The organism is Streptomyces sp. NPDC032472 (genome assembly GCF_040636955.1).
In the GTDB taxonomy this organism is placed as follows: Bacteria; Actinomycetota; Actinomycetes; order Streptomycetales; family Streptomycetaceae; genus Streptomyces.
Window position 1 is genome coordinate 35,772 of the sequence record NZ_JBEZVK010000024.1, and the last position, 11,641, is coordinate 47,412.

Here is an 11,641-nt window from a genome sequence, read left to right on the forward strand (position 1 = left end):
GACCCTCCGCACGGCGTACGACCAGGCTGACCGACCGCCCCGGACTCCGCCCGTCCCTGTGGATTACCGACGGGTTGTGGACAACTTCGCCACCGTCGCGTACTGCTCCCGCACCTCCCGGTAGCGCAGCAGTTCCGCCGCCACCGGCTCCAGCACCCGGGCCCGCCCGCACCCGGCCGCCGCCTGCCGCAGCCGCCGCTCCGCGTCCTGCCCGTACCGCCTGGCCGGCCCCCGGGCCGCGATCGAGCAGGCCCACTCCACCAGCGGCCCGCCGACGATGCCCGCCGCCATCAGCAGCACCGGCGGCAGCAGGTCCGGCTCCAGCACCCCGGCGATCTGCCCGACCAGCCACAGCCCGCCGTAGATCTGAAGCAGCGTCATCGCCGCCTGCGCCAGCACGGCCGCCGGCCACCACGCGGGCCGCGGCGGCTTGGCGCCCGGCACCGCGGCGGCCGCGCCGAGCGTCACCGCGACCTCGTCCAGCAGCCGGGGCAGCTGCTCGCCGCCGCGCACCGCGGTCTCCCGTACCGCCTGGGCCCAGGGGTCGGGCAGCCCGGCCACCGACGCGTCGGCGACGGCCCGTACCGCCTGCTCCACCCGCTGCCGCGCCGTCACCTCCTCCTCCGCCGGCCCCGCGCCGAAGCCGGACCCGCGGCCGCCGATCGTCCCGGCGGCCAGCCCGGCCAGCGTCCGCGGGGCGCGCCGGCTCTCGTACCACCGCCACAGCCGCAGCCACGGGGTGCCGCACGCCCTGCCGGCGTTGCGCCGCCAGGCCCGCTCGGCGGCGAGCCCGGCCGCATGCGCCCCGACCGCCTCCGCGAGCCGGTCCTCGAACTCGGCGCGGGCCTCCTCCCCGATCTCGGGCCCCGGGTGGCCGTCTGCCACGTACAACGGGCGCATGCGGTCGGCGGCCCGGTCGACGTCGGCGGCGATGCGCCGGGTGGCGGCGTCGTGCTCCTGGGCGAACTGTCCGAGCAGTTCGCGCAGTTCCCCGACGCCCTCGCCGGTGAGCGCGGACAGCCCGAGGACGGTCGCACCCGGCTCCTCGTGCTCGCCGAGCGCGATGCCGTCCTCGTCCAGCAGCCGCCGCAGGTCGTCCAGGACGAGGTCGGCGGCCTCGCCGGGCAGCCGGTCCACCTGGTTCAGCACGACGAACGTCACCTCGGCGTGTCCGGCGAGCGGACGCAGGTACCGCTCGTGCAGCACCGCGTCGGCGTACTTCTCGGGGTCCACCACCCACACCACCGCGTCGACCAGCGCCAGCACCCGGTCCACGTGTTCGCGGTGGGCGCCCACCGCGGAGTCCAGGTCGGGCAGGTCCACCAGGACCAGCCCGCGCAGCGCGCCCGCCTCGGTGGTCTCGCGCGGGCGGCGGCGCAGCCGGCCGGGGATCTCGAGCCGGTCCAGCAGTCCGGCCGCGCCGTCGGACCAGCTGCACGCGATGGGCGCGGCGGTCGTCGGCCGGCGCAGCCCGGTCTCGGAGATCTGCACTCCGGCGAGTGCGTTGAACAGGGTGGACTTGCCGCTTCCGGTCGCTCCGGCGATCGCGACGACCGTGTGCTGCGCCGACAGCCCGCGCCGCGCCGCCGCCTCGTCGAGGACCCGGCCGGCCTCGGCGAGGGTCTTGCCGTCGAGCCGGGTCCGGGAGAGCGCGACGAGGCGGCCCAGCGCCTCCAGCCGGCTGCGCAGGGCCCTGGCCTCGGGGCTGACGGGGGGCGCGGGCGTCCTGCCGCCGTCGCTGCCCGCGCCGGACAGGGCCCGCATGAGCGCGTCGTCGCCGTCGCCCCCGTCGTCCTCAGCCGCCTCGCGCACGGGGCGCGAGCGTGCGATCAGTCCGTCGTCCCAGCGGTCGTCGGTGCGGTCGGTCAGGGTGTTCACCGCGTCACCTCTCCTTCTGCAGTACGGACAGCGCGGCGATCAGCTCGGCCTGCGGCTCGGGGGTCACCTCAAGGGCTTCCAGCGGTGCCAGGCGCCGGTCCCGTTCGGCGCGCAGCACCTGTTCGAGGTGGTCGGCGACGAGCTCGCCGCCGCGGTCGCGCAGCCGTACGGCGGCCTGTACGCCGATCCGCTCGGCGAGCTTCTCCCCTGCGGGGCGGGCCCGCCTGCCGCCGAGGAGGGCCGCGACGAGCAGGGCGGCGATGCCGTCGGCGTCGGGGGCGGGCTGCCGTTCGTACCAGGCGACCTCCTGCTCGGCGAGTTCCTCCAGGACGCGCCGCCAGCGGCGTACGGCCACGCTGATGCGTTCCGCCGCCTCCCGGTCCGGGGTGGGCACGGGCACCGCCCCGGCGGCCGGCTCACGCCGCCAGGCCTCGGCGATCCGCTCGTCGGCGGCGGCGACGGCGCACTGCAGGAGGGCAGCGAGGGATTCGGCGAGCGAGTCGAGCAGTTCGTCGGCGGTGGTGTCGAGGGGGTAGCCGCGCCACCGGGTCAGCGCGTCCCCGGCGAGTACGGCGCCCTGGTCGAGCCGGGCCCGCACCCGCTTGCCCTCCTGCTTGTACGCGTCCTCCACGGCCGTGGTCAGCCGTACGGCGGCGGCGTGCTGGGCGGCGACGGCCGAGGCCAGCTCCGGCATCCGGCGCCGGAGGGAGTCCAGCGCGCCGAGCGCGGTGCGTCCGACGGCGTACTGCCGGGCGGCGGGGTCCTGGGCGTGGTGGGCGAGCCAGGCGCCGAGCGGGGCGACGGCGCTGGCCGGCAGCAGCCCGCCCCCGCCGGCCGATTCGGGCAGCTCGGGCACCGTGAAGCGGGGGACGTCGCCGAGCCCGGCGCGGGTCAGGAGGGCCCCGTACTGCCGGGAGACCTCGGCGAGCACCTGGTGCGGCACGCGGTCCAGGACGATGACGAGGGTGGCCTTGTACTGCTTGGCGGTGCGCAGCAGGTGCCAGGGGATGGCGTCGGCGTAGCGGGAGGCGGTGGTGACCATGACCCAGACGTCGGCTGCGCAGATGAGCTCGGCGGCGAGGGTTCGGTTCTCGACGACGAGGGAGTCGACGTCGGGGGCGTCGAGGAGGGCCAGTCCGCGGGGCAGGCCGGTGACGGTCTCGATCCGCAGCTCACGGGTGGGCTCGTCGTGGGGCTCCGGCCCCGGGCCGCCCGCCCGGCCGCCGGCCGCAAACGGCTCGTCCTCGCCGGGCGGCGCCCATACGCGCAGCAGGTCGGGCAGGACCCGCATCCCGGCGAACCAGTGGTGGTCGTCGGGGTGGCAGACGAGCACGGGGATGCGGGTGGTGGGCCGCAGGACTCCCGCTTCACTCACCTGGCGGCCCACCAGGGAGTTGACGAGGGTGGACTTACCGGCCCCGGTGGAGCCGCCGACGACGGCGAGCATCGGGGCCTCGGGCGCCTTCAGCCGCGGTACGAGGTAGTCGTCGAGCTGCGCGAGCAGCTCGGCTCTGGTCTGGCGGGCGCGCGGGGCGCCGGGCAGGGGCAGCGGCAGACGCACGGACGCGACCCGGTCGCGCAGGGCGGACAGGGCATCGAGCAGCTGAGGCCGAACATCCAAGGTCACCACATGCGAAGAATGCCCAATTTGGGACCATTTTTGAAGCTTATACGCCCTCTGCGCGCCGACCGCGACTCGGAGGGACCTTCCGGTCAGAGCAGACGAGTGGGACGCAGGCATAACGAGTGCACAACACCCAGGGCGCCGCGGCGCAAAAGCGGTGCGAGAATCGCACCTGCCTGCGATTATCGGGACCGCTTCACCGAACCTCCACATCGTGGCACGCGGGTGAAGCAACCGGGACAAGGCAACCGGAGCCCTATCCTTGACCCGGCACGGACGACGGTCCCACCCCCACCCCGGGGCTCCAGGCCACCACGGCCACCTTCCGGCCCCCGTAGCTCAGTGGATAGAGCAGGTGCCTTCTAAGCACTTGGCCGCAGGTTCGAGTCCTGCCGGGGGCACTCGCACCACCCCAGCCGAAGCCCTCCCCCCGGGGAGGGCTTCCGTGCGTCCGGGCCTCTGCCCCTGCCTTCCCCTCGCCCGGAATATGGAATTCAGCCGGTGGAGGCCGCCTCGGCGCGGAGGCGGGGCTTATCGGTTTTGCCCCGGGTGGTCAGGGGGAGTTCCGTGCGCCAGAACACCGCCGTCGGGCGGTGGGCCGGCGAGAAGGATTTCTCCACCAGGGCGCAGGCCTCGGCCGCCGTGGCCGGATCGGGGGTGTGGCCGGGAGCCGGGACCAGGAAGGCGCAGACCTCCTCGCCCATGGTCGGGCTCGGGCGGCCCACCACGGCTGCCTGGGCGATCGCGGGGTGGCGGGTCAGGGCCGCTTCCACCGGCAGGCAGTAGACGTTGTCCCCGTCGACCATCACCGCGTCGGCCAGGCGGTCGTCGAGGTGGAGGTAGCCGTCCGGGTCCACGTGGCCCAGGTCTCCGGTGCGCAGCCAACCGTCCCGGATCGCCGACGCGGTCAGGTCGGGGCGGCCCCAGTAGCCGGTCATCATGGCCGCCGACCGGGTCCACACCTCGCCCGTGCTCCCGGTCGGCAGCGGCCGGCCCGCCGCGTCGCGCACCTCGACCTCCACCCCGGGCGCCGGCCGCCCGACCGAGGCGAGCAGGCCCGGCCGGCCGGCGAGGGCGGCCTCGTGGTCGGCGGCGGTGAGGCGGCAGATCACCGCGGACTCGTTCATGCCGTAGCCCTGCTGCCAGCGGCCGCCCCACCGGGTCACGGCCTCACGCAGCCGCTCGGGCAGGATCGGGGCGGCCCCGTACGAGATCACGCTCAGGCCGGGGATCCCGGCGGCCGTGGCGGGGTCGTCGAGCAGGCGGTAGACCATGCCGGGCATCAGGTACGTCGCCACGGGCCCGAGCCGCCGGCAGGCGGCCGCGAACTCCCGCGACTCGAAGGCGGCCAGGACCTCCGTACGGCCTCCGGAGCGCAGCTGCTCCAGGCAGCGTCCGCCGGCGCGCTGGGCCAGCGAGGTGACGGATACGTACGTCGGGGGCGGGGGAATGTCGCCGCTTCGGCGCAGCCCCGGCGCCTCCCGGCCCGCGCGGCCGTCCGTCCGGGACGCGAGGGCGCCGAACGTGGAGGCCACGCCCTTCGGCACGCCGGTCGTGCCGCTGGTGTACGTGACCCGGGCGATGTCGTCCTCCCGCGCCGCCACGGGCAGGGGCGCCGCCGGCCGGCGGGCGGCCGCCGCCAGCAGCTCCTCCAGGCCCAGCCGGGCCGCGGTCGCCGTGTCCGGCAGCGGGACGTCGTGCACCACCAGGTGGGGCCGGCAGTCGCGCAGGACGAAGTCCAGCCCGTACGTGGCGTGGTCGGTGACGACCTGGGTCAGCCGCGCGCCCAGCAGGTGGGCCGCCAGCCGCACCTGGACCACCTCCGGCCGGTTGCCGCCGAAGACGCAGGCCAGCCCGGTGCCCCGGCCGACGCCGCGGTCGGCCAGCTCGCCGGCCAGCCGGTACACCAGCTCCAGCAGCCCGGAGTGGTCCAGCAGGCGGCCCTCGCCCCCGAGCGCGGGCCGGCTCCCGTACCGCTCCAACGCACCCACCAGGTCCGCGACGTACCGTGCAGCCGCAGCAGCCATGCCCCGCCCTCCTTGCCCTCTCCTTCGCGGGGAGGGCGTCCGTCGACAGCCGGGGCGACCGTCGGCCGCCGACCGTACGGCTCCCCCGCACCGGCCGGCCGTTTCCGCCCTGCGCTGTTGACGCCCGGGGGATCCGGGGGCCCAGCATGGGCGGTATGACGGATGCCTCCCGTGCCCGCTCGTTCAGTGCGGCCGCCGCGCGCTACGCCGACCACCGTCCCTCCTACCCGCCCGAGCTCCTCGACGCACTGCAGGAGCTCACCGGGATCCCGCCGGCCGGGGCGCGCGTCGCCGACGTGGGCGCCGGTACCGGTATCGCGACCGCCCTGCTGCACGCCCGGGGGGCCCGGGTGGTGGCGGTGGAACCGGGGGCGGGCATGGCCGCGGAGCTGCGGCGCCGCCACCCGCGGATTCCGCTCGTACGGGGGGACGGGAACCGGCTGCCGTTCGCAGCGGGGTCCCTCGATCTGCTGACGTACGCGCAGTCCTGGCACTGGACCGACCCGTCCCGTTCCGTGCCCGAGGCCCTGCGCGTCCTGCGCCCGGGCGGGGCACTGGCCGTCTTCTCGAACGACCCCGACCTCGGCGTGGAGTGGATCGCCGCGCAGGAAGCGCGGATCGAGGAACGTTTCGGCCCCGGCTTCTACATCAACGAACGCGCCCGCTCGGAGGGCGGTCTGGAGTTCACCACGCGCCTGCTGCGGTGGTCGCGGCGGGTGCCGGTGGACTTCCACCTGGCCAAGCTGTCCACCCATTCGCTCTTCCTGGTCGGCGAGCCCGGCACGGACGGCTTCCTCGCCGAGGAGCGCGAACGGCTCCTGGCCCTGTTCCCGGACGGCCTGCTCGTGGAGCACTACGTGGTGGATCTGAGCGTGGCCGTACGTCCGCCGCTACACCACTCCCCCAAGGGGCCGGCCGCCGCATTACCTGCCTGGTAATCGATCTCCGAAGCTCCCGCTGACATCGTGATCTCACCGCCGGGGGGCGCGCACTCGCCCCCCGACGGGACGTCAATCAGCACGTCAGGACCACGATCGGGGAGTCGGCCATGAAGGCAGCACAGCAGCGGGCGCCACAGGCAGGGCAGGGACCGCAGGCGGGCGCACGGGGTCGGCGGGCCGGGCTGGCCGCGGCGGCCGCCCTGGCTGCCGGGCTGTCGTTCACCGTGACCGCCACCGCTCCGGCCGGCTCCGCCACGGCGGCCTCGGCGGCCGGCCAGGCCGTGAACCCGGGCACCGGCGGCACCTGCGCCGAGGTCCGCGGCAAGATCGACCGGCTGGAGGGCCGGATCACCCCGAACGACTGCGCGTTCCTCAAGCGGCAGATCGCCTTCGGCGAGGCCCCCACCGGCACCCCTCCCGCGCCGGGCGACCTCACCCACCCGCGCGTGCAGGCGTACCTGGACATCTTCGCGGACGACGCCACCCTGTGGGAGGCGGGCGGCCCCCCGCAGCGCGGCCGCACCGTGATCGGCAACTCGATCACCAACTCGCTGCGCCTGGCGCCGGAGCTGCGCTACCGCGGGACCGACGTGGTCGCGGACGGGGCCGTGGTGATGTTCGGGCAGCGCAACGAGATCACGGTGGCGGGCCGCACGGTGTCGTACCCGCAGATTGCCCGGAACGTGCTCTCGGACGACGGCAAGACGATGCAGGCCCGCCGCTACTACGACCGCCACGAGCTGTTCAAGCCGATCGCCCCCGAGCTGCGGCCCCTCTTCGACGGGATCGCCGACGCGCCCGGCGGGGGCCAGGGCGGACAGGGCAACCGGGGCGGGCGTGCGCCGGAACGTTTCCGCGCCGAGGAAGTCACCGCCCGGCTGGCCGCCTGGAACAGCGGTGACGTCTCCGCGCTCACCGGCCGGATGGCGGGGGCCGGGCTGACCGGCCCGGGTCTGGAGCGGCCGCTGGCCACGGAGGCGGCGAAGACGGCGTACCTGAAGCGGTTCTTCGAGAAGGCCGACGTCGAACTGCAGGCGGGCCAGATCGCGTTCGGCGCGACCACGACCTACGTGGAGTGGCACGGCACGGTGACGGTGACGGTGACCGACGCGAACGGCGGGCAGCGCAAGGACGTCCCGTTCGGGATCGTCGAGCGCTTCGGCCCCGGCGGCGAGTGGGAGCTCTCCTTCGACACGCTGCCCCTGATCGCCGACAACAACACGATCGGCTCGCTGTACCAGCGGCTCGCCGCGGCCGGCAAGTAGGAAGCCGGCGGTTACTGCGCGGCCGGCTCGGCGGCCGGGGCGGCCTGCGGGGAGAGGCCGAAGGCCTTGACCGCCTGGTAGTAGGTCCAGGCGGTGCTGTCGCAGGAGGTCTTCTTCGCGCCGGAGTACGCCGAGCACACCCGCTTCAGGTCCGCGTGGAGGGCGTTGTCCAGGCGGTCCTTGTTGGCCGGGAAGGTTCCGGCGGCCTTGTAGTTGCGGTAGCCGAAGTCGTGGCGGGCGCAGGACGTCCGGAACGCGAACCCGAAGGGGTTGTCGGGCGAGGAGGAGCAGTAGTCCGTCGACCAGTCGAACCCGTACGCCGCCCACTTGACCCGGTTGCCGCGGGCGGCGACCCAGGCGCTGTAGCTGGAGGCGCTGGTCTGCGTCCAGGTGCTGAGCACCAGCGGCTTGTCGGCCGGGGCGGCGGATGCGGGCGCCGCGAAGACGAGCACGCCGGCCGCGGACGCGATGACGGGAGCGAGACGACGGCGCATGGCATTCCTCCAGGACGGGGCGGGCGGGTGCGGAGCCCGCAGGGAACCGTGGGGACCGGCCGCCCCGGTCAATGCCCGGGCGGCGACGGGTTCCGGACTCGGAGGAGCACATATCGCCGATCCCCACGACGCCTATAACGGGGCGCGCGGGCGGCGGTGTCGGGGGCCTTGGGGCACAGGTGCCGCGGGTGCCGGGGGTGCCACGGGTGCCGCGGGTGCCACGGGTGCCGCGGGTGCCGGGGGTGCCACGGGTGCCGCGGACGGGAACCGCCACGGCCCGGCGGCGCGGCCCGGGCGGCGCGGCCGTAGACGGGGCAGTCCTCTGGTACGACCCGCCGTCAGACTTCAGACAGACTTCAGGTTCGTCCTGCGGAGGGACGCACGATCAGTGCCCGCGCCCCGACACTGATCACATGAAGCGCCGTCCCCTCGTCATCGCCGCCGCCGGCGTGGGCGTCCTCGCCACCGCCGCCTTCGCCCTCCCCAACCTCCCGCCCAACCCCGTGACCGACTCGATCAACGACCAGGTGTTCCAGGAGAAGAGCAGGCGGTACGCGACCGCTGCGGACGCGCCCACGCGCGGCGCGCCGGCGTTCAGGCTGCCGTCCTGGGTGCCCAAGGACGCCACGGACATACGCATACGGGCGCGCAGCACCGGCGAGGCCCGGCTGATCCGCTTCACGCTCGGCTCGACCCCGCTGGACGGCCCGCAGTGCACCGCCGGCACGCCGAACCGGCCGCGGGGGCGGGAGCTGAACGCGACGTGGTGGCCGCGGGGCACCCGATCGGAGGAGCGGCCCGAGTGCCGCGACGCCCGCCAGTACCAGGTGGCCGTGCGCGGCAAGCGCGTCTACGCCTGGACCGACGGGACCCTCTCCCCCGGGGCTCGGCAGGGGCAGGGCCGCTAGGACCTGTCGCCGGCGAGGGCGTCGGCGGTGGCCCGGGCGAAGGCCTCGGGGTTGTCGAGCATGATGTTGTGCCCGCAGTCCGGTACGGGGACGACCTCGACGCCGGCCGCCCGGAGGGCCTCCGCTCCGGCGAGCGGGCCGTCGGCCTCGGGCAGCAGGTAGCTGCGCGGGATCTTCAGCTCCAGCAGCAGTTCCCGCATCGTCGGCGTCGTGCCCGCCGCAAGGTGCACGGCGGAGCGGTGCAGGGCGGTGCGGTCGGCCAGCCGCATCGTGGACCACCAGTGGGCGCCCACCCGGTCGCGCACCTCGGCCCAGCCGCCGGCCAGGAACTCCTCCTCGGTGTAGGAGGCGATCCCGCTGCTGCCGGGGGTCCGCGGGACGACCGGGACCGGGTCCAGGTTGGCGTCGACGAGCACCAGCCGGGACACCAGGCGGGGGTGGCGGTGGGCCAGCACGATGGCGACGGCGCCGCCCATGCTGTGGGCGATCAGCTCGGCGCCGGCGACGGCCGCGGAGTCGAGTGCCGCGGCGAGGGCGTCGGCGTGCGCTTCGAGGGTGTAGGAGAACTGCTCGGGGCGGTCGCTGTGCCCGTGTCCGAGGAGGTCGACGAGGAGGGAGCGGTGCCCTGCCAGCAGGGGGTGGACGGCGCTCGCCGCGAAGTAGGCGGGGGAGGTCGAGCCCAGCCCGTGCACGTACACCCGGGCGGGTTCGGCGCCGGGCAGCTCGACCCAGCGGATCCGGTCTTCTTCCGGCGTGACTATGGCACTTCGCACCTGAACTCCTTGATCGTCGACGGAAAGTGCCGAGCCTAGCCAGGGGCGCGGGCCCTTGCCGATCTTTGTGTCGGGCGCGCCCGCGCACGGGCGTCTAACCTCGTCGGGTGACAACGACGTACGTGAACCAGCTCGGCGGGGACGTGCCGCACACCGGTCGGCCGCCCGCGGGGGCGGCGGTGGCGGTGTGGTCCCTCGACACCACGCTCGGTGTGGTCGGCGGCCACCGCGTCGAGGAGGCGCTGTGGCTGCTGGACGCGGAGGAGCGCGGCCGGGCCGACCGGTTCGTCCGGCCGGCCGACCGGCACCGCTACCTCGCCTCCCACGTGGGGCTGCGGGTACTGCTCGGCGGCTACCTGGGGCTGTCCGCGGAGAAGGTCGCCCTGGTCCGCGAGGAGTGCCCGTGCTGCGCCGAGCCGCACGGGCGGCCGGCGGTGGCCGGAGGCGGCGTGCAGTTCTCGCTCTCGCACAGCGAGGACATGGCGTACCTGGCGTTCGCGGCGGTGCCGGTCGGCATCGACGTGGAGGGGCTCCCGCCCGCGGAGGCGGTGGAAGACGTGCTGGGCACCCTGCACCCGGCGGAGACGCGGGAGCTGACCGCGCTCGTGGAGGCGGACCGGCGCCCGGCGCTGGCCCGGCTGTGGGCCCGCAAGGAGGCCTACCTCAAGGGCACCGGCACCGGTCTGGCCCAGGGCCTGGCCGACCCCTACGTGGGCACCGGCCCGACCCCCGCCCAGGTCCCGGGCTGGCACCTGCGGGACCTCCCGTCCCCCCCGACCTACGCAGCCGCCCTGGCCCTCCGCACCCCCTGAACCGACCCCCGGGCCCACCCAGGCCCGGCTGGCCCTGCCCCCCACGACAGCGGGCGACGTCCAAAGCCGGAGCCCGGCACATCCAGCCCCGCCGGCCTTCGAAGCCGGACCCCGGCACATCCAGCCCCGCCGGGGCCTACCGGGGCCCGGCACATCCACTCCCGCCGGCCTTCGAAGCCGGGGCCCGGCACATCCAGCCCCGCCGGCGATTGAGGCGCGGGTCCGGGCAGAGCACGGTGCCCGGCGGAGCCGGGATCCTTGGGGCTCCGCCCCACACCCCGCGCCTCAAACGCCGGCGAGGCTGAGATTGCCGGACCCCGGCTTCAAAAGGACGGCGGAGCCGGGTTGCCTGGGGCGGCGCTGCGCCAGGCCGAGGGGAGCGCCGTACCGCCTGCGGGGCGGCTCGCCACGCCGTGTCGAAATCAGAAGGCCCCTGCACCATGGCGACCATTATCGTGACGGCCATGGACATCCGCGTGGCGAGCACCGTCGCCGAACTCCAGGCCGCAGAAGGGCTCTTCGACGGACCGGCCCGGCTGGACTGGTCCGAGCGCTTCCTGTCGGCGCCGGGGCACCTGATGCTCATCGCCTACGTCGACGGGGTGCCGGCCGGCATGGTCTCCGGGGTCGAGATGACGCACCCCGACAAGGGCACCGAGATGTGCCTGTACGAGCTGTCCGTGGACGAGGGCTACCGCCGCCGCGGCATCGGCCGGGCGCTGACCGAGGCCCTCGCCGGCGAGGCCAAGGCGCGCGGCTGCTACGGCATGTGGGTGGGCGTCGACACCGACAACGAGGCCGCCCTGGCCACCTACGACGCCGCCGGCGCCCGCGACGAGGGCGCCTTCGCCATGCGCGGCTGGCCCCTGAGCGGCTGACGCCCTGCGGCGGCGTGTCGTGCCGCCACTCGGCGCACCCT

The 11,641-nt window shown here is 75.2% G+C and carries 10 protein-coding genes and 1 tRNA gene; 6 read left to right on the plus strand and 5 right to left on the minus strand.

Going from position 1 to position 11,641, the window contains the following annotated elements; all coding sequences use genetic code 11:
• Positions 1-63: 63 nt before the first annotated feature.
• Positions 64-1,878 (minus strand): YfjP family GTPase, encoded by a 1,815-nt coding sequence (locus AB0F11_RS18315; protein WP_362174384.1) that lies wholly within the window; start codon positions 1,876-1,878, stop codon positions 64-66.
• A 4-nt stretch (positions 1,879-1,882) separates the two neighbouring features.
• Entirely contained in the window at positions 1,883-3,499 is a 1,617-nt protein-coding gene (locus AB0F11_RS18320; protein WP_362174386.1) for an ATP-binding protein, read from the minus strand.
• 331 nt (positions 3,500-3,830) lie between these two features.
• On the opposite strand from AB0F11_RS18320, the gene AB0F11_RS18325 reads away from it, so the two are divergent.
• Positions 3,831-3,903, plus strand: a tRNA-Arg gene (locus AB0F11_RS18325).
• 93 nt (positions 3,904-3,996) lie between these two features.
• Here the strand turns inward: AB0F11_RS18325 and AB0F11_RS18330 are convergent.
• Positions 3,997-5,529 (minus strand): AMP-binding protein, encoded by a 1,533-nt coding sequence (locus tag AB0F11_RS18330; protein ID WP_362174389.1) that lies wholly within the window; start codon positions 5,527-5,529, stop codon positions 3,997-3,999.
• 155 nt (positions 5,530-5,684) lie between these two features.
• Here AB0F11_RS18330 and AB0F11_RS18335 point away from each other — a divergent pair, with 155 nt between their 5' ends.
• Together AB0F11_RS18335 and AB0F11_RS18340 are read left to right on the plus strand one after the other, a co-directional pair.
• Entirely contained in the window at positions 5,685-6,467 is a 783-nt protein-coding gene (locus tag AB0F11_RS18335; RefSeq protein ID WP_362174392.1) for a class I SAM-dependent methyltransferase, read from the plus strand.
• Between the two features lie 110 nt (positions 6,468-6,577).
• Positions 6,578-7,735, plus strand: coding sequence for a nuclear transport factor 2 family protein (locus tag AB0F11_RS18340; protein WP_362174395.1), 1,158 nt, complete (start codon positions 6,578-6,580; stop codon positions 7,733-7,735).
• Between the two features lie 11 nt (positions 7,736-7,746).
• Here AB0F11_RS18340 and AB0F11_RS18345 read toward each other — a convergent pair whose 3' ends face one another.
• Complete coding sequence (locus AB0F11_RS18345; protein WP_362174398.1) at positions 7,747-8,229, minus strand: phospholipase; 483 nt, start codon at positions 8,227-8,229, stop codon at positions 7,747-7,749.
• Positions 8,230-8,642: 413 nt separating this feature from the next.
• Here AB0F11_RS18345 and AB0F11_RS18350 point away from each other — a divergent pair, with 413 nt between their 5' ends.
• Positions 8,643-9,137, plus strand: a complete 495-nt coding sequence (locus AB0F11_RS18350) for a hypothetical protein (RefSeq protein ID WP_362174401.1) — start codon at positions 8,643-8,645, stop codon at positions 9,135-9,137.
• On the opposite strand, the gene AB0F11_RS18355 is transcribed toward AB0F11_RS18350, so the two are convergent.
• A complete protein-coding gene (locus tag AB0F11_RS18355; protein WP_362174403.1) occupies positions 9,134-9,910 on the minus strand; it encodes an alpha/beta hydrolase in 777 nt (258 codons plus the stop codon). The genes AB0F11_RS18350 and AB0F11_RS18355 overlap by 4 nt on opposite strands.
• 107 nt (positions 9,911-10,017) lie before the next feature.
• Here AB0F11_RS18355 and AB0F11_RS18360 point away from each other — a divergent pair, with 107 nt between their 5' ends.
• Entirely contained in the window at positions 10,018-10,722 is a 705-nt protein-coding gene (locus tag AB0F11_RS18360; protein WP_362174406.1) for a 4'-phosphopantetheinyl transferase superfamily protein, read from the plus strand.
• Between the two features lie 464 nt (positions 10,723-11,186).
• Positions 11,187-11,600: a GNAT family N-acetyltransferase gene (locus tag AB0F11_RS18365; RefSeq protein WP_362174551.1), complete on the plus strand. Its 414-nt coding sequence runs from the start codon at positions 11,187-11,189 to the stop codon at positions 11,598-11,600.
• The last annotated feature ends 41 nt before the right edge of the window (positions 11,601-11,641 follow it).